At 71.1% G+C, this 23,755-nt stretch carries 18 protein-coding genes; 6 read left to right on the top strand and 12 right to left on the bottom strand.

What is annotated here, in order from left to right:
* Window positions 1-40: 40 nt before the first annotated feature.
* Window positions 41-169 carry a hypothetical protein gene (locus tag MQN93_RS44060; RefSeq protein ID WP_016432484.1) on the bottom strand — a complete coding sequence of 43 codons (129 nt, stop codon included), beginning with the start codon at window positions 167-169 and terminating at the stop codon, window positions 41-43.
* 350 nt (window positions 170-519) lie between these two features.
* Here MQN93_RS44060 and MQN93_RS38270 point away from each other — a divergent pair, with 350 nt between their 5' ends.
* Complete coding sequence (locus tag MQN93_RS38270) at window positions 520-1,482, top strand: NADP-dependent oxidoreductase (protein WP_242713102.1); 963 nt, start codon at window positions 520-522, stop codon at window positions 1,480-1,482.
* A 46-nt stretch (window positions 1,483-1,528) separates the two neighbouring features.
* Window positions 1,529-1,735: a DUF5988 family protein gene (locus tag MQN93_RS38265; RefSeq protein ID WP_016432486.1), complete on the top strand. Its 207-nt coding sequence runs from the start codon at window positions 1,529-1,531 to the stop codon at window positions 1,733-1,735.
* Window positions 1,736-1,798: 63 nt separating this feature from the next.
* Here MQN93_RS38265 and pruA read toward each other — a convergent pair whose 3' ends face one another.
* Both pruA and MQN93_RS38255 read right to left on the bottom strand, forming a co-directional pair.
* Window positions 1,799-3,430, bottom strand: coding sequence for an L-glutamate gamma-semialdehyde dehydrogenase (gene pruA / locus MQN93_RS38260; protein WP_242713101.1), 1,632 nt, complete (start codon window positions 3,428-3,430; stop codon window positions 1,799-1,801).
* A 39-nt stretch (window positions 3,431-3,469) separates the two neighbouring features.
* Window positions 3,470-4,396: a proline dehydrogenase family protein gene (locus MQN93_RS38255; RefSeq protein ID WP_242713100.1), complete on the bottom strand. Its 927-nt coding sequence runs from the start codon at window positions 4,394-4,396 to the stop codon at window positions 3,470-3,472.
* A gap of 128 nt (window positions 4,397-4,524) precedes the next feature.
* On the opposite strand from MQN93_RS38255, the gene MQN93_RS38250 reads away from it, so the two are divergent.
* Entirely contained in the window at window positions 4,525-5,727 is a 1,203-nt protein-coding gene (locus tag MQN93_RS38250; protein ID WP_242713099.1) for a PucR family transcriptional regulator, read from the top strand.
* Between the two features lie 22 nt (window positions 5,728-5,749).
* Here MQN93_RS38250 and MQN93_RS38245 read toward each other — a convergent pair whose 3' ends face one another.
* Window positions 5,750-6,322: a TetR/AcrR family transcriptional regulator gene (locus MQN93_RS38245; protein ID WP_242713098.1), complete on the bottom strand. Its 573-nt coding sequence runs from the start codon at window positions 6,320-6,322 to the stop codon at window positions 5,750-5,752.
* A gap of 97 nt (window positions 6,323-6,419) precedes the next feature.
* Here MQN93_RS38245 and MQN93_RS38240 point away from each other — a divergent pair, with 97 nt between their 5' ends.
* Window positions 6,420-7,937 (top strand): MFS transporter, encoded by a 1,518-nt coding sequence (locus MQN93_RS38240; protein ID WP_242713097.1) that lies wholly within the window; start codon window positions 6,420-6,422, stop codon window positions 7,935-7,937.
* A gap of 61 nt (window positions 7,938-7,998) precedes the next feature.
* Here MQN93_RS38240 and serA read toward each other — a convergent pair whose 3' ends face one another.
* From serA to MQN93_RS38210, 6 genes are all read right to left on the bottom strand, one after another.
* A complete protein-coding gene (gene serA, locus MQN93_RS38235; protein WP_242713096.1) occupies window positions 7,999-9,588 on the bottom strand; it encodes a phosphoglycerate dehydrogenase in 1,590 nt (529 codons plus the stop codon).
* Between the two features lie 252 nt (window positions 9,589-9,840).
* Window positions 9,841-10,839, bottom strand: a complete 999-nt coding sequence (ilvC, locus tag MQN93_RS38230) for a ketol-acid reductoisomerase (protein WP_016432493.1) — start codon at window positions 10,837-10,839, stop codon at window positions 9,841-9,843.
* 118 nt (window positions 10,840-10,957) lie between these two features.
* Complete coding sequence (gene ilvN, locus MQN93_RS38225; protein ID WP_016432494.1) at window positions 10,958-11,482, bottom strand: acetolactate synthase small subunit; 525 nt, start codon at window positions 11,480-11,482, stop codon at window positions 10,958-10,960.
* Between the two features lie 32 nt (window positions 11,483-11,514).
* On the bottom strand, window positions 11,515-13,365 hold the full coding sequence (locus tag MQN93_RS38220; protein WP_016432495.1) for an acetolactate synthase large subunit: 1,851 nt from the start codon (window positions 13,363-13,365) through the stop codon (window positions 11,515-11,517).
* 236 nt (window positions 13,366-13,601) lie between these two features.
* Complete coding sequence (locus tag MQN93_RS38215; protein WP_242713095.1) at window positions 13,602-16,610, bottom strand: putative bifunctional diguanylate cyclase/phosphodiesterase; 3,009 nt, start codon at window positions 16,608-16,610, stop codon at window positions 13,602-13,604.
* 464 nt (window positions 16,611-17,074) lie between these two features.
* Window positions 17,075-18,025 carry a 2-hydroxyacid dehydrogenase gene (locus tag MQN93_RS38210; RefSeq protein ID WP_242713094.1) on the bottom strand — a complete coding sequence of 317 codons (951 nt, stop codon included), beginning with the start codon at window positions 18,023-18,025 and terminating at the stop codon, window positions 17,075-17,077.
* Window positions 18,026-18,101: 76 nt separating this feature from the next.
* Between MQN93_RS38210 and MQN93_RS38205 the strand changes: the two genes are divergently transcribed.
* On the top strand, window positions 18,102-19,100 hold the full coding sequence (locus MQN93_RS38205; protein WP_016432498.1) for an aldo/keto reductase: 999 nt from the start codon (window positions 18,102-18,104) through the stop codon (window positions 19,098-19,100).
* 156 nt (window positions 19,101-19,256) lie between these two features.
* A complete protein-coding gene (locus MQN93_RS38200) occupies window positions 19,257-20,411 on the top strand; it encodes a PQQ-dependent sugar dehydrogenase (RefSeq protein ID WP_037780366.1) in 1,155 nt (384 codons plus the stop codon).
* Window positions 20,412-20,418: 7 nt separating this feature from the next.
* On the opposite strand, the gene MQN93_RS38195 is transcribed toward MQN93_RS38200, so the two are convergent.
* Together MQN93_RS38195 and MQN93_RS38190 are read right to left on the bottom strand one after the other, a co-directional pair.
* The gene (locus MQN93_RS38195) at window positions 20,419-20,670 is read right to left on the bottom strand and encodes a DUF6191 domain-containing protein (RefSeq protein WP_242713093.1); all 252 of its coding nucleotides are present in this window, start codon (window positions 20,668-20,670) and stop codon (window positions 20,419-20,421) included.
* A gap of 13 nt (window positions 20,671-20,683) precedes the next feature.
* Entirely contained in the window at window positions 20,684-23,722 is a 3,039-nt protein-coding gene (locus MQN93_RS38190; protein WP_242713121.1) for a helix-turn-helix transcriptional regulator, read from the bottom strand.
* Between the last annotated feature and the right edge of the window lie 33 nt (window positions 23,723-23,755).

The following is a 23,755-nucleotide window of genomic DNA, read 5'->3' as shown; positions in this document are numbered from 1 at the left end:
CCTCGCGGATCGTGAGTCGTCAGTCGTGGATCGCCACTGCTCAGTGACCCGTGGAGCCGCCGTTGTCCCTGCGGTCCAGGGCGCGCTGGAGGGCGGCGGCGGCGTTCTTGCGGTCGGACTCGCTCGTACGGGAGAGGTGACGGCGGCGGCGGGCGGTCGTCTCGGCCATGGGAAATCGACTCCTTCGACATCCGGGAGTGCGGAAAAAGGGGTTACGAGACGCCGGGTGCTGGCGGGGAGCGGTGCCGCAGGGGTTGCCTGCACGGGGCCCGGCTCACGACCGCCATTCGCTTGGTCGAGCGAGACGTTCGGCTTCTACAAAAGTAAGGGAGCGGCCCCGGTCTGTCTCCACAATTACTCGGACTTCCTACTATCTGAGACGGTGGATCGGGTCACACCCCGCTGAGCTGGGCTTTTGAGGGTGGCTCTCCCAGGGGGTGCCCAAGCCCTCCCGCCGGAGCAACGATGGACGAAGGCGGTCGCACCCGCCGCCCGGTCCGGACCCGGGAGGGAGACCCGATGGCCACGGAACGTCCCCACGCACAGGCTCCTCGCACACTGAAGATGACCCAGCGCCGCTTCGGCGGACCGGAGGTCCTGGAGCCGGCGGAAGGACCGCGTCCCGCACCCGCCGCGGGCGAGATCCTGCTCCGGGTGCACGCGGTGGCCGTCAACCCCGTGGACCTGCAGATCCGTTCGGGCAGGGCGCCCCTGTACGGGCAGCCGCCCTTCACCCTCGGCTGCGACGTCTCCGGCACCGTGGAGGCCCTGGGGGACGGGGTCACCGGCCTGCGTCCCGGCGACGAGGTCTTCGCCAGGATCGACTCCGGCGGATACGCCACCCATGTCACCGCACCGGCTGCCCACTTCGCCCCGAAGCCCGCCTCCCTGGACCACATCCACGCGGCCGCCGCCCCGACCGCCGTACTGACCGCCTGGCAGGCCCTGATCGACATCGCCGGGGTCGGCCCGGCCACCCGCGTCCTGATCCACGCGGCGGCCGGCGGCGTCGGGCACGCGGCGGTGCAGCTGGCCAAGGCGGAGGGCGCGTACGTCGTCGCGACCGCGCGCGCCGACCGGCACGACTTCCTGCGCGACCTCGGCGCCGACGAACCGGTCGACTACACGGCCGGCGACTTCACCGAGGCCGTGCACGACATCGACGCCGCCCTCGATCTGATCGGCGGCGACTACGGCCCGCGCACCCTGAACACCCTGCGCCCGGGCGGCCTGTTCATCACGGCCGTCCCCGGCGACCCGGGGCTCGCCCCGGAGGAGGTGGAGGCCCGCGGGATGCGCTTCGCCGCCGTGGAGACGAGGCCGTCCGGGGAGCGCCTCGCCAGGATCGCCGCACTGCTGGCGAACGGCCGCATCCGCATCCACGTCGAGGCGGCGCTCCCCTTCGCCGAGGCGGCCAAGGCACATGAGTTGGGCGAGGCGGGCCGGGCGAAGGGCAGGCTCGTGCTGGTCCTGCCGGAGTGACAGCCCGGAGCGACAACCCGGAGTGACGACACGGAAGGGCGAGGTCATGAACGACACGACGAAGGCAGTGCTGGAGGGCGGCCCCCGGGACCTGCCCGAACGGATCGTCGCGCTCGCGGCACCCGAGGTGGACCTGAAGATCGAACTGCGGGGCGGCTACGAGCACTTCCGCCGGACCGCACGCCAGGCGGACACGGCGGAGGGGACGCTCCCCGTGTACGAGTGGTGGGAACGCACCGAGATGCCGGGCTGAACCGGCCGGGGCATGCGAACGGGCCGGGTCGAGGGACCCGGCCCGTTCGTGTGTCCGCGGAGGTCAGCCCATGTGCGGGTAGGTGTAGTCCGTCGGCGGGACCAGGGTCTCCTTGATGGCCCGGGTCAGCGTCCAGCGCAGCAGGTTCTGCGGGGCGCCGGCCTTGTCGTTGGTGCCGGAGGCACGGCCGCCGCCGAAGGGCTGCTGGCCGACGACGGCGCCGGTGGACTTGTCGTTGATGTAGAAGTTGCCGGCCGCGTAGCGCAGCTTCTCCATCGTGTACGCCGCCGCCGCTCGGTCATTGGCGATGACCGAGCCCGTCAGCGCGTAGTCCGAGACCGACTCCATCTGCGTCAGCATCTCGTCGTACCTGTCGTCCTCGTAGACGTGCACGGCGAGGAACGGGCCGAAGTACTCGGTGCGGAAGACCTCGTTCTCCGGGTCGGAGCACTCCACGACGGTCGGGCGGACGAAGTAGCCGACCGAGTCGTCGTAGGAACCGCCCGCGACGATCGTGCAGGCCGGGTCGGACTTGGCGCGGTCGATCGCGGCCTTGCTCTTGGCGAAGGCGCGCTCGTCGATCACGGCGCCCATGAAGTTCGACAGGTCGGTGACGTCACCCATGGTCAGGTGGTCGACCTCGGCCGCGAACTCCTCCTTGAAGCCGGAGTTCCAGATGGACGCCGGGATGTAGGCGCGGGAGGTCGCGCTGCACTTCTGGCCCTGGTACTCGAAGGCGCCGCGGGTCAGGGCGGTCTTGAGGACCGCGCGGTCGGCGCTGGGGTGCGCGACCAGGAAGTCCTTGCCGCCGGTCTCGCCGACCAGACGCGGGTAGGTGCGGTACTTCCCGATGTTGTTGCCGACCGTCTTCCACAGGTACTGGAAGGTCTTGGTCGAGCCGGTGAAGTGGATGCCCGCGAGGTCGCGGTGGACCAGGGCGACCTTGGAGACCTCGATGCCGTCACCGGTGACGAGGTTGATGACGCCCTTGGGCAGACCCGCCTCCTCCAGGAGCTGCATCAGCAGGACGGCCGCGTGCGTCTGGGTCGGGGACGGCTTCCAGACGACCACGTTGCCCATGAGGGCGGGGGCGGTGGGCAGGTTGCCCGCGATCGCGCTGAAGTTGAACGGCGTGATCGCGTAGACGAATCCCTCCAGCGGGCGGTGGTCCATGCGGTTCCAGACGCCCGGGGAGTTGGCCGGGGGCTGCTCGGCCAGGATGTTGCGGGCGTAGTGGACGTTGAACCGCCAGAAGTCGATCAGCTCGCAGGGGCTGTCGATCTCGGCCTGCTGGGCGGTCTTGGACTGACCGAGCATGGTGGAGGCGGCGATGGTCTCGCGCCAGGGGCCCGACAGCAGTTCGGCGGCGCGCAGGATGATCGCGGCGCGGTCGTCGAAGGACATCGCGCGCCAGGCGGGCGCGGCGGCGAGGGCCGCGTCGATGGCGTCCCGCGCGTCCTGCTGGGTGGCGTGCCGGCCGGTGCCGATGACGGCCTTGTGGTTGTGCGGCTGGACCACCTGGAAGGGTTCGCCGCCGCCGAGGCGCTTCTCGCCGCCGATGGTCATCGGCAGGTCGACCGGGTTCTCGGCCAGCTCCTTGAGCTTGGCCTCCAGCCGGGCGCGCTCGGGCGAGCCGGGGGCGTAGCCGTGCACCGGCTCGTTGACGGGGGTGGGGACCTGGGTCACAGCGTCCATGAGATCCGTAACTCCTTGTACGTGAGCGGGTGTTCGGGGTCAGCCCTTGCTGATCATGCTGCGGACGAAGAACCGCAGATTGGCAGGCTTCTCCGCGAGCCTGCGCATGAAGTAGCCGTACCAGTCGGTGCCGTAGGCGGTGTACACGCGCATGCGGTGGCCCTCGGCGGCCAGCCGCAGGTGCTCGTCGCCGCGGATGCCGTAGAGCATCTGGAACTCGTACTCGTCGGGCTTGCGTCCGGCGCGGTGGGCGAGTTCCTGGGCGATCGAGATCAGACGCGGGTCGTGGGAGCCGATCATCGGGTACCCCTCGCCCTCCATCAGGATCTTCAGGATGCGGACGTACGCCTTGTCGATCTCGTGCTTGTTCTGGTACGCGACCTCGGCGGGCTCCTTGTACGCGCCCTTCACCAGCCGCACCCGGCTGCCGGCGGCGGCGAGCCGGCGGGCGTCGGCCTCGGTGCGGAACAGGTAGGCCTGGATGACGCAGCCGGTCTGCGGGAAGTCCTTCCGCAGCTCCTCGTGGATGGCGAACATCGAGTCGAGGGTGGTGTGGTCCTCGGCGTCGAGCGTGACCGTCGTACCGATGGCGGCGGCCGCGACGACGACCTGGCGGACGTTGGCGAGCGCCAATTCGTGGCCACCCTCCAGAGCCTGGCCGAACATGGACAGCTTGACGGACATCTCGACCTGTTCGCCCAGGTCCAGCACCGCCAGCCGGTCGATGAGCGCCAGGTAGGCGTCGCGGGCGGCGTGGGACTGCTCGGGGGTGGTGATGTCCTCGCCGACGACGTCCATCGTCAGCTCCAGGCCCTTGCCCGTGAGGTCCTTGATGATCGGCACGATGTCGTCGACGGTCTCACCGGGGATGAAGCGGTCGACGACCTGCTTGGTCACCGGGGCCGCCGAGATCAGGCGTCGCATCCGGTCGCTGCGCGACGCGGCAAGAATCACGGGACCCAGCACGGGGCACCTCCACAAACCAGCAGATAGAACCACCGTGAAACCTAAGGATTGCTCCGATCGTCGACCATCGACAGCTGTCACGCATCCGTGCCGCAGATCTCAGACAGATGTATGAGGCGCCTGCGGAAATGCGGGAGAATGCCCCCGTGACGGCGGACTACAAAGGTGACTACCAGGAACTGGTCGACGAGATCTCGGAGCTCCTCGGGGCGCCCGCGACCCTGGAGAGCCGGGACTTCGAGCTGATCGCCTTCGGTGCCTACGACAGCGAGGGCGACCTCGACGCCTCGGCCCTGGACCCGGTGCGCACCCGCTCGATCCTGACCCGGCGCTCCACCTCCGCCGTCCGCACCTGGTTCGAGGGCTTCGGCATCACCCGGGCGACGGGCCCGGTCCGTATCCCGCGCACGCCCGAGGCGGGTGTGCACCGGGGGCGCATCTGTCTTCCGGTACGCCATCGGGGTGTCGTCCTCGGCTATGTCTGGCTGCTGGACTCCGATCCGGGCCCGACCGAGCAGCAGCTGGCCGCGGCGATGGACGTGACGGTCCGCATCGGCGCCCTGCTCGCGGACGAGGCCCAGCACGGCGCCGATCTCACCCGGGAGCTGCGCGCCGTGCTCACCGCCGAGCGGGGCTGGCAGCAGGACATGGCGGTGGCGGAGCTGCGCACCGCGCTGGCCTCGCGCGCGGACGCCCTGCACACGGTGGTCTGTGTGACCCCCTGGCCGTCCGCCGACCCGGACGACGCCCCTTCGGTCCGTACCGTGCCGGGCGCGACGGCGCTGTGCACGGTGCCGTGGGGCGCGGCCTCCCAGTCCCTCGCCCTACTGGTCCGGCTGCGCTCGGCGGACGTGCTGACCCCGGCGGTCACGGCGGCGGGACGGCTGCTGGAGCGGGCCCGGCAGCTGGACCGCGGCACCACCGCCGCGTCCGGTGTCGCCCCCGCGCGCACCGGTCTCGCGGAACTGGCGACGGCCTGGCGCGAGGCCTCGGCGGCGGCGCGTGCCGCACTCGCGGAACCCCGGCTCGGCCCGGTAGCCGAGTGGACGCACATCGGCCCCTTCCGGCTGCTGACCTCGCTGCCGCCGGAGGTGGCCCACGACCCGGCGGTCGACCTGCTCCTGTCCCCCGCCCACCGCGAACTCGCCCGCACCGCGGAGGTCTACCTCGACTGCGCGGGCCAGGCCACCCGCACCGCCGCCGAACTGGGCATCCACCGCCAGACCCTCTACTACCGCCTCTCCCGCGTGGAGCAACTGACCGGCCTCGACCTGGACGACGGCGAGGACCGGCTCCTGCTGCACATGGCGCTGAAGGGGGCGCGGCTGTGAGCGGGGCCGTGCGACGGGCGGGTCAGTTCTCCGTGATGCCCTCGACGATCTGCCTGAGGCCCTCGGTGAGGGTGTCCGCGTCGGGCGCGGTCTTCGGGTCGAAGGTCCACTGCGAGATGAGCCCCGACATCAGGGTCATGTAGAAGCGGCCCAGGGTGTCGGCGGTCTCGTCCGAGATCTCCTCCTCCGGCACCGACGTCATCAGGGACACCAGGCCACGGCCGCCCTCGCGCTGCGCGCGCGACAACTGGTCGCGCACTTCGGGCAGTTGGTCGCCCATGGTGACGATCTCCAGGCTCAGCCGCCACAGCGAGCCGGGCCGGCGCATCGAGTCGACGATGTTCGACCACACCTCACGGAAGCGCTCCAGCGAACCGGGCGCGCCCCCGATCCCGGCCTCTCCCCCGAACGACATCTCCTCCACGAGCGCGAGGTAGGCCTGCGCCAGCAGTGCGTCCTTCGACCCGTAGTGATAGCCGATCGACGCGAGGTTGGTCCCCGACTCCTTGACGACGTCCCGCGCGGTCGTACGCAGGAACCCCTTCTGAAGCAGGCAGCGTTTGGCGCCTTCGAGCAGATCCTCACGGTGTCCCATGCCCGCCACCCTACCGCCGATCCATACAACCGTCCTAGACGAACGATTTATACGCTCGTTCTAGACAAGCGTTTAAGACGCCCGTACAGTCCCTGTCATGACGAACTCACCGAGCACCACCACCTCCCCGTCCGGCCTCGCCGGCCGCCGTGAATGGACCGCCCTGGGCGTCCTGATGCTCCCGCTGCTGCTGGTCTCGATGGACGTCTCCGTCCTGTACTTCGCCATCCCGGCGATCAGCGCGGACCTGGAGCCGAGCGGCACCCAGCAGCTGTGGATCTTCGACATCTACGCCTTCGTCCTGGCCGGCCTGCTGATGACCATGGGCTCGCTGGGCGACCGCATCGGCCGCCGCAGGCTCCTGCTGACCGGCGCCGCGGCCTTCGGCACCGCCTCGCTCGTCGCGGCCTACGCGAACAGCGCCGAGACCCTGATAGCGGCCCGCGCGGTGCTCGGCATCGGCGGCGCGACCCTGATGCCGTCGACCATGGCGCTGGTCCGCGCGATGTTCACCGACCCCGGCCAGCGCGCGAAGGCGATCGGCCTGTGGTCCGGCGTGATGACCGCCGGCATCGCGCTCGGCTCGGTGATGAGCGGTGTCCTGGTCCAGTACTTCTGGTGGGGCTCGGTCTTCCTGGTCAACCTGCCCGCGATGGCGCTGCTCCTGGTCCTCGGCCCGTTCCTGCTGCCGGAGTCGCGCGACCCCGAGCCCGGCCGCTTCGACTGGCCGAGCGTCCCGCTGTCGATGGCCGCCGTGCTCCCCGTCATCTACGGCCTCAAGGAGATCCCCTCCGAGGGCTGGCACGCCCAGTACGTCGTCTCGATCACCGTCGGCCTGCTCTTCGCGGCCCTCTTCGTCCACCGCCAGCGCACCGCGGCCTCCCCGCTGATCGACCCGGCCCTCTTCCGCGGCCGCGGCTTCGCGCCCTCCGTGGTCCTCAACCTGGTCGCCTCGTTCGGCATGATGGGCTCGGCCTTCTTCACCACCCAGTACCTGCAGTCGGTCCTCGGCAAGAGTGCGATGGAGGCGGCCCTGTGGGCGCTGCTCCCCTCGGTGCCGATCGGCATGGCGGCGCCGCTGGCGACCTCACTGGTCCAGAAGGGCGTGAGCCGCGCCCACGTCGTCACCGCGGGCTTCGCCGTCGCCGCCGGCGGCTACGCGATGCTCGCCTTCGCGGACACCGACTCGCTCTGGCTGGTCCTGGCCGCGTGCGGCGTCCTCGCCTCCGGCATCGTCATGGTCATCTCGCAGATCACCGACCTCGCCCTGAGCAGCGCCCCGGTGGAGCGGGCGGGCTCGGCGTCCTCCCTGATGGAGACCGGCGCGGAGTTCGGCGGCGCCCTGGGCATGGCGATCCTCGGCTCCATCGGCACCGCGATCTACCGCCACGACATCCCGGCCTCGGCACCGGACGCGGCCCACGACACCCTCGGCGGCGCACTGGCGATCGCGGACCGGCTCCCGGGGCGCACGGGAGACGCCCTGGCGACCACCGCCCGCGAGGCCTTCACCAGCGGCCTGCAGGGCGCGGCGATCGCCGGAGCCGTACTCCTCGCGGCAGCGGCCCTGCTGGCGGCGCGGGCGCTGCGGGGGATCCGCGTGATCGACAAGTGACGGGCACATAAAAACGCCGGACGGGCAATGTCAGCCCGTCCGGCGTTTCGCCTTGCTGGGGTCAGACCAGGTTCACCGACCGAGCGAACGTGGCCCCGATCTCTGCGGCGACCTCAGCCAGAACCCCCGACCCCACCGTGTCGTCGACGGTCAGCACGGCCAGCGCCTCCCCGCCGGCCGCCGCCCGGGCGACCTGCATGCCGGCGATGTTGATGCCCGCCTCGCCGAAGATACGGCCGACGGTGCCGACGACGCCGGGACGGTCCTCGTAGCGCAGCACCACCATGTGCTCGGCGAGCGCGAGGTCGACGTCGTACTCACCGACGGCGACGATCTTCTGCAGGTGCTTCGGACCGGCCAGCGTGCCGGAGACCGAGACCTCCTGGCCGTCCGTGAGCGTGCCGCGCACGGTGACGACATTGCGGTGGTCGGTCGCCTCGGAGCTGGTGGTCAGCCGCACCTCGACGCCGCGCTCCTGCGCGAACAGCGGGGCGTTGACGTACGACACCGTCTCGTCGACGACGTCCTCGAAGACACCCTTGAGGGCGGACAGCTCCAGCACCTTCACGTCGTGCTGGGTGATCTCGCCGTACACCTCGACGTCGAGACGGACCGCGACCTCGCCCGCGAGCGCGGTGAAGATGCGGCCGAGGCGCTCGGCGAGCGGCAGGCCCGGCTTGACGTCCTCGGCGATGACACCGCCCTGCACGTTCACCGCGTCGGGCACGAGCTCGCCGGCGAGGGCGAGGCGCACCGAGCGTGCGACGGCGATACCGGCCTTCTCCTGCGCCTCGTCCGTGGAGGCGCCGAGGTGCGGGGTGGAGACGACCTGGTCGAACTCGAACAGCGGCGAGTCCGTGCACGGCTCCTTCGCGTACACGTCCAGGCCGGCGCCCGCGACGCGGCCCTCCTTCAGCGCGGAGTACAGCTCCTCCTCGTCGACGATGCCGCCGCGCGCGGCGTTGACGATGCGCACGCTCGGCTTGACCTTGCGCAGCGCCTCCTCGCCGATCAGGCCGAGGGTCTCGGGGGTCTTGGGGAGGTGGACGGTGATGAAGTCGGAGACCTCGAGCAGCTCGTCCAGCGACAGCACCTTCACGCCCATCTGCGCGGCGCGGGCGGGCTGGATGTAGGGGTCGTAGGCGACGACCTTCATGCCGAAGGCGGACATGCGCTGGGCGACGAGCGCGCCGATGCGGCCGAGACCCACCACGCCGAGGGTCTTCTCGGCGAGCTCCACGCCCGTGTACTTGCTGCGCTTCCACTCGCCGTTCTTCAGCGCGGCGTTGGCCTGCGGGATGTGGCGGGCGGTGGCGATGAGCAGACCGCAGGCGAGCTCGGCGGCGGTCACGATGTTGGAGGTCGGTGCGTTGACGACCATCACGCCGGCCTTGGTGGCGGCGGAGACGTCGACGTTGTCCAGGCCGACGCCGGCTCGCGCGACGACCTTCAGCTTGTTCGCGGCGGCGATCGCCTCGGCGTCGACCTTGGTGGCCGAGCGGATCAGGATGGCGTCGACGTCGGCGATGGCGGGGAGCAGTTCGGCTCGGTCCGCTCCGTTGCAGTGGCGGATCTCGAAGTCGGGGCCGAGCGCGTCCACGGTGGCGGGCGACAGCTCTTCGGCGATGAGTACGACGGGTTTCGAGCTCACGTGAGTCCTCACAAGTCCATTGCGGACGGCCGTCCCGACGGCCGCAGGCGGTGGAGGGTTGTCGCGGCCGTGGGGGCCGCTTGAGCCGCGTGGAAGACGCACGACGCTGTGGGCCTGACGCGTATGTAATACGGCAGTGTAGTGGCGCTGTGGTTCTCGTCCTGCGCCTCCGCGGAAGGATCACCCGTCCGTGATGCGACGGGCTGGACAAAGGGGCCGGAGCAGTCCGCTCCGGCCCCGTCCGTCGGAGACCTACGCCTCCTCGTTCACCCAGCTCATCAGCTTGCGCAGCTGCTTGCCGGTGGTCTCCAGCAGGGACTCCGCGTCGGCCTGCTTGTACTCGTTGTACTTCTTCAGACCGCCGTGGTACTCGGCCATCCAGTTCGTGGCGAAGGTGCCGTCCTGGATCTCGGCGAGGACCTTCTTCATCTCGGCCTTGGTGGCGTCGGTGATGATCCGCGGGCCGGTGACGTAGTCGCCCCACTCGGCGGTCTCGGAGATCGACCAGCGCATCTTCTCCAGGCCGCCCTCGTACATGAGGTCCACGATCAGCTTCAGCTCGTGCAGGCACTCGAAGTACGCGATCTCCGGCTGGTAGCCGGCCTCGGTCAGCGTCTCGAAGCCCGCCTTCACCAGCGCCGCGGTGCCACCGCAGAGCACGGCCTGCTCACCGAACAGGTCGGTCTCGGTCTCCTCGGTGAAGGTCGTCTTGATGACGCCGGCGCGGGTGCCGCCGATGCCCTTGGCGTACGACAGCGCCAGCGCGAAGCCGTTGCCGCTCGCGTCCTGCTCGACGGCCACGATGCACGGGACGCCGCGGCCCTCCTCGTACTGGCGGCGCACCAGGTGGCCCGGGCCCTTGGGGGCGACCATGCACACGTCGACGCCCGCCGGGGGCTTGATGAAGTCGAAGCGGATGTTCAGGCCGTGGCCGAAGAACAGCGCGTCGCCGTCCTTCAGGTTCGGGGCGATGTGCTCCTCGTAGACCTGGGCCTGGATCGGGTCCGGGACCAGGATCATGATGACGTCGGCCTCGGCGGCCGCCTCGGACGGGCTCACCACGCGCAGGCCCTGCTCCTCGGCCTTGGCCTTGGACTTGGAGCCCTCGTGCAGACCGACACGCACGTCGACACCCGAGTCACGCAGCGACAGGGCGTGGGCGTGGCCCTGGCTGCCGTAACCGATGACCGCGACCTTGCGGCCCTGGATGATGGAAAGGTCGGCGTCGGCGTCGTAGAACAGCTCGGCCACTTTGGGTTCTCTCCTTGTGTGCAGGTGTTGCGTCCCACCGTATGACGGTGGGCGGAAGGGACGTCTCGGGGTCTCGGTATCCGGGCGGCCGGAGTCACCCGGCCGCCCGTTTGCGCCGTTATGCCGACCGGTCGAGGGCGCGCAGCGAGCGGTCCGTGATCGAACGGGCGCCGCGGCCGATCGCGATCGTGCCGGACTGGACGAGCTCCTTGATGCCGTACGGCTCCAGCATCTTGAGCATGGCGGACAGCTTCTCGCTGCTGCCGGTGGCCTCGATCGTCACGGCCTCGGGGGAGACGTCCACGGTCTTGGCGCGGAACAGCTGGACGATCTCGACGATCTGGGAGCGCGTCTCGTTGTCGGCGCGCACCTTCACCAGAACGAGTTCGCGCTGAACGGCCTGTCCGGGCTCCAGCTCGACGATCTTCAGCACGTTGACCAGCTTGTTGAGCTGTTTGGTCACCTGCTCCAGCGGCAGGTCCTCGACTCCCACCACGATGGTGATCCGGGAGATGTCGGGGTGTTCGGTGACGCCGACCGCGAGCGAGTCGATGTTGAAGCCGCGGCGCGAGAAGAGGGCGGCGATCCGGGCGAGGATGCCGGGGGTGTTCTCCACCAGGACGGAGAGCGTGTGCTTGGACATGGTCTGTTACGTCTCTCTCTTGCGTCTCTCGCTCAGTCGTCTTCGTTGTCGCCGAAGTCGGGGCGGACGTCCCGAGCGGCCATGATCGTGTCGTTCGAGGTGCCGGCGGCGACCATCGGCCACACCATCGCGTCCTCGTGGACGATGAAGTCGACGACGACCGGGCGGTCGTTGATGGAGTTCGCCTCCTCGATGACCTTGTCGAGGTCCTCGGGGGACTCGCAGCGGATCGCGTAGCAGCCCATGGCCTCCGACAGCTTCACGAAGTCGGGGACGCGGGTGCCCCTGGCCTCCGGGTTGACGTCGTCGGGCCCGGAGTGCAGCACCGTGTTGGAGTAGCGCTGGTTGTAGAAGAGGGTCTGCCACTGGCGGACCATCCCGAGGGCGCCGTTGTTGATGATGGCGACCTTGATCGGGATGTTGTTCAGGGCGCAGGTGGTCAGTTCCTGATTGGTCATCTGGAAGCAGCCGTCACCGTCGATCGCCCACACCGTCCGGTCCGGGGCCCCGGCCTTGGCACCCATGGCCGCGGGGACCGCGTACCCCATGGTTCCGGCGCCGCCGGAGTTCAGCCACGTGGCCGGCTTCTCGTACTGGATGTAGTGCGCGGCCCACATCTGGTGCTGGCCCACGCCCGCCGCGAAGATCGTGTCCTCGGGGGCGAGCCGGCCGATCCGCTCGATGACCTGCTGCGGGGACAGCGAGCCGTCGTCGGGCTGGTCGTAGCCGAGCGGGTAGGTGTCGCGCCACCGGGTGAGGTCCTTCCACCAGGCGCTGTAGTCGCCCTGGTGGCCCTCGCTGTGCTCTTTCTGGACGGCCTGGATGAGATCGGCCAGGACCTCCCGCGCGTCCCCCACGATCGGCACGTCCGCGGCACGGTTCTTGCCGATCTCCGCCGGGTCGATGTCCGCGTGGACGATCTTGGCGTACGGGGCGAAGCTGTCCAGGTTGCCGGTGACGCGGTCGTCGAAGCGGGCGCCGAGGGCGACGATCAGGTCGGCCTTCTGCAGCGCGGTGACGGCGGTGACCGCACCGTGCATGCCCGGCATTCCCACGTGCAGCGGGTGGCTGTCGGGGAATGCGCCGAGCGCCATCAGGGTGGTGGTGACGGGCGCTCCGGTGAGTTCGGCGAGGACCTTCAGCTCGGCGGTGGCGCCGGCCTTGATCACCCCGCCGCCGACGTAGAGGACCGGCCGCTTGGCGGAGGTGATCAGCTTCGCGGCCTCGCGGATCTGCTTGGCGTGCGGCTTGGTGACGGGCCGGTAGCCGGGCAGGTCCATGGCCGGCGGCCAGGAGAAGGTGGTCCGCGCCTGGAGGATGTCCTTGGGGATGTCGACCAGGACCGGTCCGGGGCGGCCGGTGGAGGCGATGTGGAACGCCTGCGCGATCGCCCGCGGGATGTCCTCCGCCTTGGTGACCAGGAAGCTGTGCTTGGTGATCGGCATGGTGATGCCGACGATGTCCGCCTCCTGGAAGGCGTCCGTACCGATCGACTTGGAGACGACCTGGCCGGTGATCGCCACGAGCGGCACCGAGTCCATCATCGCGTCGGCGATCGGCGTCACCAGGTTGGTGGCACCGGGGCCGCTGGTCGCCATGCAGACGCCGACCCTGCCGGTGGCCTGCGCGTAACCGGTCGCGGCGTGTCCGGCTCCCTGCTCGTGGCGGACCAGCACGTGGCGCACCCGCGTGGAGTCCATCATCGGGTCGTACGCCGGAAGGATGGTGCCGCCGGGAATGCCGAATACCGTGTCGGCCCCGACCTCCTCGAGAGAGCGGATGAGGGACTGCGCACCCGTGACGTGCTCGGGAGCGGACTGCTGTCCTCCGGATCGGGGCCGCGGCTGCGGATGGGTCCCGGTGGCCTGCTCGGTCATCGTCATTCTCTTCTCGATGCTGAGGGTTTTTGCGAGGTTTGTACGGTGTTCAGGCGCTGCACGGGCGGTGCCTGTGCAACAAAAAACCCCTCGTGCCGTAAGGCAAGCGAGGGGAGCGCGCCGGGTGTGGTCGCTGGGAGTTCCGGGTTCGTCCGGACATCACCAGCTCAGCCGACGCGCTTTCCAAGTACGAGAATTCGGGTGCGCATGGCACTGACCCTCCCCCCGGCACACACCACGTGTCAAGTGGGTGGGACGGGAGTCTCATTATGTGAGCGGAGGGCGCTTCCGCCTCCCAGGACGGCGGCAACACCACTGGTGTACACCCCGCTGCCACCGCCCGCGAAGGCCGGCTCGGCGGGTCCGTGCGGCACCGGATAGTGACCCGAGGCCAGCGCCCGGCGCAGCCGGTACTCGTCGAGCGGACCGGAGAACGCCGAACCCTGTCCGTGAGTGCAGCCCATCGCGCGCAACGCCACGACCTGCTCGGGCAGGTCCACGCCCTCGGCCACGGACTGCAGCCCGAGGTCGGTCGCGATCCGCAGCAGCCCGCTGGTGATCTTGTGCAGCCGCGCGGACTCGACGACGCCCTCGACCAGACTGCGGTCGAGCTTCAGCACGTCGACGGGGAGTCGGCGCAGCGCCGTGATCGCCGCGTGACCGCTGCCGAAACCGTCCAGGGCGATCCGCACGCCGAGCCTGCGCAGGGTGCCAAGCCGCCGCTCCAGCTCGTCCAGCGAGATCCGCGGATCGGCGTCGGTCAGCTCGATGATCAGGGAGCCGGACGGCAGTCCGTGCCGGGTCAGCAGCGCCTCGATCGAGCCGAGCGGCATCGACCGGTCCAGGAGACGGCGGGCACTGACCCGGACCGCCACGGGCACGCCCAGCCCCGTCGCGGTGCGCTCGGCGGCCTGCTCGACGGCCTCCTCCAGCATCCAGCGGCCCAGTTCGGCGGTACGGTCGCTGTCCTCGGCGACGCGCAGAAACTCGGCAGGGGTGAAGAGCACCCCCTGCGAGGAGCGCCAGCGCGCCTGCGCCTCGACCGACGAGATCCGGCCGTCCTCCAGACGGACGAGGGGCTGGTGCAGCAGCGCGAACTCGCCGTCGTGCAGTGCGGCACGCAGCCGCGTGGCGAGCTCCGCCTTGCGTACGACGTCCTGCTGCATCTGGGGTGCGTACAGCTCGACGCGGCCCTTGCCGCCCGCCTTGGCGCGGTACATGGCGAGGTCGGCGTTACGCAGCAACTCGCCCGCGCCGAGGCCCGGTTCGGCGAAGGCCACACCGATGGAGGCGGCCACCCGGACATCGTTGCCGTCGATGAGGTAGGGCTGCGAGAGCGTCACCCTGAGGCGGTCGGCGAGCTCCAGGATGTGCCGTTCGCGCGCGGAGCGGTCACGGGTGCCGTCCCCCACGATCAGCGCCGCGAACTCGTCGCCGCCGAGCCGGGAGGCGGTGTCGCCCTTGCGGACCGCGTCCTGCAGTCTGCGGGCGGCCTGGACGAGCAGCTCGTCCCCGGCCTGGTGCCCGATCGTGTCGTTGACGGCCTTGAAGCCGTCGAGGTCGATGAAGAGGACGGCCGTGCCCCGGTCGGTGGAGCGGCGGCCGGACAGGGCCTGCTGCACGCGCTGGGTGAACAGGGCGCGGTTGGGCAGGTCGGTGAGCGGGTCGTGCTCGGCGTTGTGCTGCAGCTGCGCCTGCAGGCGGACCCGTTCGGTCACGTCTCGGCTGTTGAAGATGAGGCCGCCCTGATGGCGGTTGACGGTCGACTCGACGTTGAGCCAGCCTTCGCCGCTGTCGGCTTCCCCCGAGCGGGAGGCGCCGCCGCCGGACCGGAACCGGCACTCGATGCGCGTAGTGGGTTCCTCGAGCGGGCTGGCGGCGAGGAAGCGGCGCACCTCGTGCACCACGCAGCCCAGGTCCTCCGGGTGGATGAGACTGGCCAGTTCCGTGCCCACCAGCTCCTCCGCCGGACGTCCGTAGACCCCGGCGGCGGCCGGGGAGACGTACCGGAGTATGCCGTTGGGTGCGGCGATCATGATGACGTCGCTGGAGCCCTGCACCAGGGAGCGGAAGTGGTTCTCCTTCTGCGCCAGCTCCTGGGTGAGGGTGATGTTGTCGAGCAGCATGATGCCCTGGCGCACCACGAGCGCGAGCACGACCGTGCCGCCGGTCAGGAGCACCACGCGGTCGACGCTTTGGCCGTTGAGGACGTTGTAGAGGATCCCCAGCGTGCAGACGGCGGCGGCGAGGTAGGGCGTGAGCGCGGCCAGGGAGCCGGCGATGGGCCGGGCGGCCGGATAGCGGCCGTGGTCGCCTCCCTGTGGCGCGGGGTGGTGCTGGTGGACGCCGCCGTGCGGGCCCGGCAGGTGTTCGTGCACCACGCGCGTGTGCCCGTCGTCCTCGGCGGAGTGCTGTCCGCCGCGGGGCGCGGCCCAGGGGGCGTACGCGAGGAGCAGCGAACCGGCGAACCAGCCCGCGTCGAGCAACTGGCCCGAGTGGTAGCTGTTGTGCAGCAGCGGCGAGGTGAACAGGGCGTCGCACATCACCGTCAACGCCAGTGCGCCGATGGCGGTGTTGACCGCGGTGCGGTTGACCGCCGAGCGCCGGAAGTGCAGGGCGAGCACCATGCTGACCAGGGCGATGTCCAGCAGGGGGTACGCCAGCGACAGCGCGGTGTGCGCGACGCTCGACCCGTCGAACTTGGCCGCCTGGGCGAGCGCGAGGCTCCACGACAGCGTGAGCAGGGAGCCGCCGATCAGCCAGGCGTCGAGCGCGAGGCAGACCCAGCCGGCCTTGGTCACCGGCCGTTTGGCGAGCACCAGGAGCCCCACGATCGCGGGCGGTGCGAAGCACAGGAAGAACAGGTCGGCATAGCTGGGGGTGGGCACCGGGTCCCCGAGGACCACCTCGTACCAGCCCCAGACCGCGTTGCCCAGGGACGCCATGGCCGAGGAGAGCGCGAACAGCAGCCAGGCGGGGCGAAAGCGGATACGGCGGCCCCGGGCGTACAGGAAGAGCGACACGGCGGCGGTGCCCGCGGCGGCGCTCAGCCCGAAGTCGCCCATGATCAGGGCGAGTTGCGTGGAACCCCAGCCGAGCGCGGCACCGACGGCGTAGGCCGCGCACACCAGGGCGAGGGCGAGTTGGCGGACCAGGCCGGGCCGGCCGGCGGGGACCGGCCCGCGGGGCAGCAGCACCCTGGGCGAAGGCCGCGTCCGCAGCGCTCCGTCGAAGGTGGTCGTGGGGGGCATGGCCGGGCTCACCGGGTGCTCCCGGTCCGCTGGGCCCCCGGGTCCCGCGCGTCCCTGGGCGCTGGATGCGCATGCCTGCGGCGGCCGCTGTGCCTGCGGTGGTGGTGGCTGTGACGGCAGCCGTGACTGCCGTGGTGACCGCGTCTGCACGCGGCCGTACGCCAGGGTCGCCGTCGGCGGCCCCGTCGCGTCGGATCGCTCGTCCATAGGCCGTGCATCGCCCGTCGCCCCCCTCACAGTCTGCAATGTCCATCCCCGGCGCCGAACGGTGCACGGCGCAGCCCCTGCTCCGGACGATACACCAGTCTCGTCACTCAGGGACATAGTTCCTCTACGCTCCGTGACGACCAGCGGATATGCGAGCACGTACCGCGTCCGGGAGACTGCGGAGGGTGCCGGAAACGGACTGTGCGCCTGCTGCGCCCCTCGCGCGGGTCACCCGCGGGACGCTCGACCCGCCGCGTTCACGCGCCGGTTGAGCCTGTCGTAAGGATCACGTTGCGCAGCGGCTCCCGGTTCACGAAACGGGTCAACTGGTCCACGAGCAGCCGCTTGGCGCGCGGCAGGAACGCCGAGGTGGGTCCGCCGACGTGGGGGCTGATGAGGACACCGGGCGCACGCCACAGAGGGTGTTCGCGGGGCAGGGGCTCGGGGTCGGTGACATCGAGGGCGGCGGTGATACGGCCGCTCTCCACCTCGGCGAGCAGGGCCTTGGTGTCGACGACCGGGCCGCGGGCGACGTTCACGAGCAGGGCGCCGTCCTTCATGCGCGCCAGGAAGTCGGCGCCGGCCAGGTGGCGGGTGGTGTCGTTCAGGGGCGTGATCAGGACGACGACGTCCGCCTCGGGGAGCAGGGCGGGCAGTTCGGTGAGCGGGTGCACCGGGCCGCGCGCCGTGGTGCGTGCGGAGCGCGCGACGCGCGCCACCCGCGCCACTTCGAACGGCACGAGCCGGTCCTCGATCGCGGACCCGATGGAGCCGTACCCGACGATGAGCACGCTCTTGTCCGCCAGGGCCGGCCGGAACCCGCCGAGCCACTCACCGCGGTCCTGGGCGCGCACGAAGTCGGGGACGCCGCGCAGCGAGGCGAGGATCAGCGTGAGCGCGAGCTCGGCGGTGCTCGCCTCGTGCACCCCGCGCGCGTTGCACACCCGCACGCCGGGCGGCAGGTCCTTCAGGGCCGGCTCCAGGCTGTCGATGCCGGCCGACAGCGTCTGCACGACCTGTACGCCGCTCAGCTCGGGCACGGGGCGCCGGAGCACCTCGGCGGGCTTCATGTAAGGGACGACGTAGTAGGCGCAGTCGGCGGGATCGGCGGGGTAGGTCTCGGCGCCGTCCCAGAAGCGGTAGCGGGGGCCTTCGGGGAGCCCCTCGATGGTGTCCGGCGGGATGGGGAGCCACACGTCAGCAGTCATGCCAGGAGGCTATGTCAGGCCGCTGGGAGCGCAGAGGTTAGGTTGGGGGACCGGTAAGAGGGAGGGTCACGAGCAGGTGGATCGCAGGACGATCGGCGCGGGGGCACTCGAGGTGGGGGCCGTCGGCCTCGGGTGCATGCCGATGAGCTGGGCGTACAGCGGGTCGCGGCAGCGGGGCGACGAGTCCGTCAGGGCGGTGCACGGCGCGCTCGACGCGGGCTCGACGCTGCTGGACACGGCCGACATGTACGGCCCGTTCACCAACGAGCTGCTGGTGGGGCGGGTGCTGAAGGAGCGGCGCGAGGACGCGTTCGTCTCCACGAAGGTGGGGCTGCTCGTGGGTGAGCAGCACATCGTGGCCAACGGCCGCCCCGGCTATGTGAAACGGGCCTGCGACGCCTCCCTCAGGCGCCTGCAGACGGATGTGATCGACCTCTACCAGCTGCACCGCGAGGACCCGGAGGTTCCCGTCGAGGAGACCTGGGGCGCGATGGCCGAGCTCGTACAGGCGGGAAAGGTCAGGGCGTTGGGGCTGTGCGCGGTCGGCGCGCGCGGCGGCCGACGCTCGGGCGGGGGCCTGCACGACGCGACGATCGGACTGCTGAAGCGGGTGCAGCAGGTGTTCCCGGTGAGCGCGGTGGAGGCCGAGTTGTCGGTGTGGTCGCCGGAGGCACTGGAGTCGCTGCTGCCGTGGTGCGAGGCGCGCGGCATCGGCTTCCTGGCTGCGATGCCGCTCGGCAACGGCTTCCTGACGGGCACCCTCACCCCGGGCGAGGGCTTCGAGCCGGACGATCTGCGCGCCCGGCACCCCCGTTTCACCGCGGAGATGATGGCCGCGAACCAGCCCATCGTGGCCGGACTGCGCCGCACGGCGGCCCGCCACGGCGCCGAGGTCACCCCCGCCCAGGTGGCGCTGGCCTGGATACTGGCGCAGGGACGGCACGTGATACCGGTCCCGGGCACCAAGCAGGAGCGCTGGGCGCGGCAGAACGCGGCGGCCGCGGCGCTGCGGCTGACACCGGCCGACCTCGCCGAGGTGGCGGAGCTGCCGGGCGCGCGGGGATCCTGGGACTGACGAGCGCGGTCGCGAGACCGGAAGCGGCCGGGTGCCGCTGCGTCGCGCAATCGGTATCGGCTGATCGGGAACCTGCGGGGCGCGAGCGGTGTAAGACAAGTAGAACCTGCCGCTGGACCGCCGCCCGAAGGGACCAAGACCGTGCTACGACGAGCTGTGCCGGCCGTGCTGGCCACGACCGCACTCCTGCTGACGGCAGGCTGTTCCTCCGGTGACGGGGACGGCGGATCCGCGAGCGACGACAGGAAACCACCGGCGAGCACGACGGCGAACTCCTCCCCGTCCCAGCGGTCCTCCGAGCAGGCGGCGCCCGCCAAGGGCTCGGTCAAGGTGCTGCGCACGGTGACCACGGACCTGGACACCCCGTGGGGCGTCGCCCCACTGCCCGACGACAGCAGCCTGCTCGTCGCCGGACGCGACAAGGGGACGATCACCAAGGTCGATGTGAAGACCGGGAAGAAGACCGAGCTGGGCAAGGTGTCGGGCGTCTCCCACGCCGGCGAGGGCGGTCTGCTCGGCATCGCCCTCTCCCCGGACTTCGCCTCGGACCACATGATCTACGCGTACTTCACCTCGGGCTCGGACAACCGCATCGTCCGCATGCTCTACGACGCGAAGAAGCCGGCCGGCGAACAACTGGGCGCTCCGGACACGATCTTCAAGGGCATCCCCATGGGATACATCCACAACGGCGGCCGCATCGCCTTCGGCCCGGACAAGATGCTCTACGCCGGCACGGGCGAGAGCGGTCAGCAGGGCCTGGCCCAGGACAAGAAGTCCCTGGGCGGCAAGATCCTCCGCCTGACCCCGGAGGGCGAACCGGCCCCCGGCAACCCGTTCCCGAACTCCCCGGTCTACACCTACGGCCACCGCAATGTGCAGGGTCTGGCCTGGGACGACAAACAGCGCCTGTTCGCCTCGGAGTTCGGCCAGGACACCTGGGACGAGCTGAACGTGATCAAGCCGGGCGGCAACTACGGCTGGCCGGACGCGGAGGGCAAGTCCTCCGATTCCGCGTACCAGAACCCGATAGCCCAGTGGCACACGGACGACGCCTCCCCCAGCGGTATCGCCTACGCCGAGGGTTCCATCTGGATGGCGGGGCTGAAGGGTCAGCGCCTGTGGCGCATACCCCTGAAGGGCACGGAGGCCTCGGCCGAACCGCAGGCGTTCCTCTCCGGCAAGTACGGCCGGCTGCGCACGGTGGTGTCGGCGGGCGGGGACAAGCTGTGGCTGACGACGAGCAACACGGACGGAAGGGGGAACCCGAAGAGCGGCGACGACCGGATCCTGGAGCTGCAGGTGAAGTAGCCGGCGGTCACTTGGCCGCCTGCTCCGCCTCCCCCGGGTCCTCGCTCCCCTCCGGGGCGTCGGTCGCTTCCGGGGCATCGGTCGCTTCCGATCCGTCGGGCTTCGGCCGGCGTACGACGACCTTCCCGGACGCGAGGTCTATCGGCCCGCGTCCGGGGTCCGCGTCGCCCACGTCCTCGCGGGTCAGCTCCAGCCGGTTCTGCTCGTCACGGGTGTGTTTGCGGCCCGGTGCGAACAGCTCCTCGAAGGCGTTGAACACGGCGTCCCCTCTCTCATCCGGCAACCATGCGGTCCCCGTCCCCCGTCGGAAACAGCCCGAGGCGATGGGCCACGGCGGCGGCCTCTCCTCTTCCTGCAACGCCCAGCTTGCCCAAAATGTTCGAGACATGGACGCTCGCCGTCTTCGGGGAGATGAAAAGCTCCTCGGCTATCTGCCGGTTGGTGCGGCCGACGGCGACCAGGCGCAGGACGTCGTACTCCCGGCTGGTGAGGCCGAGGGCCTCGGCGGGGTCGGCGCTGCGTCGCGGCGGGACGGGGCTCAGCGCAAGGCGGGCGCGCTGGGCGAGCAGGGCGACGGAGTGGGCCAGCGGACGGGCGCCGAGGTGGTCGGTGATGGCCCGGGCGAGCCGGAGCAGTTCGGCGGCGCGGTCGCGTTCCTCGTCGCCGCCGGCCGTGAGCAGGGCCTCGGCCAGGCGGAGACGGACCCGGGCGAGGTCGTAGGGGCGCTCCAGGCGTTCGAAGGCGGTGACCACCTCGGACCAGAGGTCGGCGGTGTCGCGGCTTTCGGCGCGGGCGAGTTCGGCGCGCACCCACTGTTCGTGGGCCAGCCAGATGGGAGCGTCGGTGGCGGTCTTCTTGGCGGCGTCGCGGAGCCGCTGAAGGACCTCCGCGCGGTTCTCGGCCGCGGCCGGCAGGGCGCGGGAGTCGGCCTCGGCGGTGGCGGCGGCGAGCAGCATGGGCCAGCCGTAGCGCTGGGTGCCGGGCGGGACCCCGGTGGCGAGGACACCGGCCAGTTCCGCGCGGGCGTCGAGGAGGCGGCCCTCTGCGGCGGCGATGCCGATCGCGATGCGGCTCAGCAGCAGCGAGTACTGCGGCATGGGGTCGTGGGTGCCCAAGTGGGCGCGCGCGGCGGCCAGTTGGCGGGCGGCCTCGGCGAGGTCGCCGCGGCCGAGGGCGACATGCGCGAGGCACATCGCGCCGCCGCCCTGGGGCTTGGCGCTGAGCCCCACGCGCAGCGCGCCCGCGGCGGCGTCGGCGGCCTCGTCCCAGCGGCCCAGGGAGTACAGCGCCTCCGAGAGGTTGGCCCACACCCAGGCCTCGGAGTCCAGCAGCCCGAACTTACGGGTGTAGGCGAGGCCCTCCTGGAGGATCGGTACGGCTTCGCGGGTGCGGCCGACCGCGTCGAGCTCGCTGGGCAGGTTGACGTAGGCGCGGCCGGCGACGCTCGGGACGCCTTCGGTCAGGGCCTGCTGCTTGACCTCGTACATCTCCGCGAGCCCCGGCTCGGGGGAGCCGGAGTCGACCAGGAGGGCGCCGAGGGTGATGCGGGCGTTGAGTTCGGTCTCGCGGGCGCCGACCATGCGCGCGTACTCGACGGCGCTCTCGGCGGCCGAGAGGGCGTCGGGGCCGGGCTCGTGGAGCATCGACCACCGGGCGACGTTGTCGAGGACCTCGGCGTGCACCTCGGAGGGCGGCAGGCCGCGTACGAGCCGCTGCGCGGTGCCCAGTTCCCGCCAGCCGTCGCCGCGGGCCAGGGCCTGGACCAGACGGGAGCGCTGGACCCAGAACCAGGCGGCGCGCAGGGGGTCGCCGTCGTCCTCCAGCAGATGCAGGGCACGCTTGGTGATCTTCAGGGCGCGTTCGCGTTCCCCGGACAGCCGGCCCGCGACCGCGGCCTCGGCGAGGATGTCGAGATAGCGCAGGGGGGTGGTGGCGGGGTCGCAGCCGCAGGGGGGATAGACCTCGGTGTAGTCGATGGGGCGCAGGGTGTCCCGTACGTCCTCGGGGGCGGCGTCCCACAGCTCCATCGCCCGCTCCAGCAGCCGCAGTTGCTCGCTGTAGGCGTGGCGGCAGCGGGCCTCCACGGAGGCGTCCAGGACGGCGGGGAGGGCCTTGGCGGGGTGGTGGGCGTGGTACCAGTAGCTGGCCAGGCGCATGATGCGCTGGTCGGCGGGGACGAGCGTGGGGTCGGCCTCCAGCGCCTCGGCGTAGCGGCGGTTGAGGCGGGAGCGCTCCCCCGGCAGCAGGTCGTCGCTGACGGCCTCGCGGACCAGGGAGTGCCGGAAGCGGTAGCCGTCGCCGTCGGGTGTGGCCAGCAGGATGTTGGCGTTCACGGCGGCCCGCAGCGCCTCGATGAGATCGTCCTCGGCGAGCCCGGCGACGGCCGTGAGCAGCCGGTACTCCACGGTGGAACCGCCTTCGGCGGCCACCCGGGCGACCCGCTGGGCGCTCTCGGTCAGCCGCTCGACGCGGACCAGGAGCAGATCGCGCAGGGAGTCGGTGAGGCCGGTGCCGCAGCCCTCGGTGCCGCAGACGGCGAGCTCCTCGACGAAGAAGGCGTTGCCGTCGGAGCGTTCGAAGATGGCGTCGACCTGGGTGGGGTCCGGTTCGGTGGCGAGGATGCCGGCGAGCTGGCGGCCCACCTCGTCCCGGGTGAACCGGCCCACGTCGATGCGGCGGACGGTGCGCAGCCGGTCCAGTTCGGCGAGGAGGGGGCGCAGTGGGTGGCGGCGGTGGATGTCGTCGGCGCGGTAGGTGGCGAGGACGACGAGCCGGCCGGTGCGCAGGGTGCGGAAGAGATAGGCCAGCAGATGGCGGGTGGAGGCGTCGGCCCAGTGCAGGTCCTCCAGGGCGACGACGACGGTGCGGTCGGCGGCGACGCGCTCCAGGAGGCGGGCGGTGAGTTCGAAGAGGCGGGCCATGCCCTCCTCGTCGTGCCGTCCTCCGCTGGACTCGCCCAGCTCCGGGAGCAGGCGGGTCAGCTCCTCCTCCTGTCCGGCGGCCGCGGCGGCGAAGTCGTCCGGCATCTCGCGGCGCAGGGCGCGCAGGGCCGTGGAGAAGGGTGCGAAGGGCAGTCCGTCGGCGCCGATCTCCACACAGCCGCCGAGCGCGACGACGGCGCCGTCCCGGCAGGCCGCGGTGGCGAACTCCTCGACGAGCCGGGTCTTGCCGACCCCGGCCTCCCCGCCGATCAGCAGCGCCTGCGGCTCGCCCGCGGCGGCGCGGACGAGCGCGTCGTTCAAGGCCTCCAGCTCTTCGGTACGGCCGACGAACACCGGACTGACGGACTTGGTCTCCACGAGCCCGAGCATGGCACGGGGGTCCGGCGGTGCGGCACCGGTTTT

The organism is Streptomyces spinosisporus (genome assembly GCF_022698145.1).
Lineage (GTDB): Bacteria > Actinomycetota > Actinomycetes > Streptomycetales > Streptomycetaceae > Streptomyces > Streptomyces spinosisporus.
Note: the sequence above shows the minus strand (reverse complement) of the source record. Positions and strands in the feature narration are given on the sequence as shown.

Excerpts from the sequence above, each read along its gene's own strand:
- MQN93_RS44060 (WP_016432484.1), bottom strand. The coding sequence starts at position 169 with ATGGCCGAGACGACCGCCCGCCGCCGCCGTCACCTCTCCCGTACGAGC.
- MQN93_RS38270 (WP_242713102.1), top strand. The coding sequence starts at position 520 with ATGGCCACGGAACGTCCCCACGCACAGGCTCCTCGCACACTGAAGATG.
- MQN93_RS38265 (WP_016432486.1), top strand. The coding sequence starts at position 1,529 with ATGAACGACACGACGAAGGCAGTGCTGGAGGGCGGCCCCCGGGACCTG.
- pruA (WP_242713101.1), bottom strand. The coding sequence starts at position 3,430 with ATGGACGCTGTGACCCAGGTCCCCACCCCCGTCAACGAGCCGGTGCAC.
- MQN93_RS38250 (WP_242713099.1), top strand. The coding sequence starts at position 4,525 with ATGCGGGAGAATGCCCCCGTGACGGCGGACTACAAAGGTGACTACCAG.
- MQN93_RS38245 (WP_242713098.1), bottom strand. The coding sequence starts at position 6,322 with ATGGGACACCGTGAGGATCTGCTCGAAGGCGCCAAACGCTGCCTGCTT.
- MQN93_RS38240 (WP_242713097.1), top strand. The coding sequence starts at position 6,420 with ATGACGAACTCACCGAGCACCACCACCTCCCCGTCCGGCCTCGCCGGC.
- ilvN (WP_016432494.1), bottom strand. The coding sequence starts at position 11,482 with ATGTCCAAGCACACGCTCTCCGTCCTGGTGGAGAACACCCCCGGCATC.
- MQN93_RS38220 (WP_016432495.1), bottom strand. The coding sequence starts at position 13,365 with ATGACGATGACCGAGCAGGCCACCGGGACCCATCCGCAGCCGCGGCCC.
- MQN93_RS38215 (WP_242713095.1), bottom strand. The coding sequence starts at position 16,610 with ATGCCCCCCACGACCACCTTCGACGGAGCGCTGCGGACGCGGCCTTCG.
- MQN93_RS38210 (WP_242713094.1), bottom strand. The coding sequence starts at position 18,025 with ATGACTGCTGACGTGTGGCTCCCCATCCCGCCGGACACCATCGAGGGG.
- MQN93_RS38190 (WP_242713121.1), bottom strand. The coding sequence starts at position 23,722 with ATGCTCGGGCTCGTGGAGACCAAGTCCGTCAGTCCGGTGTTCGTCGGC.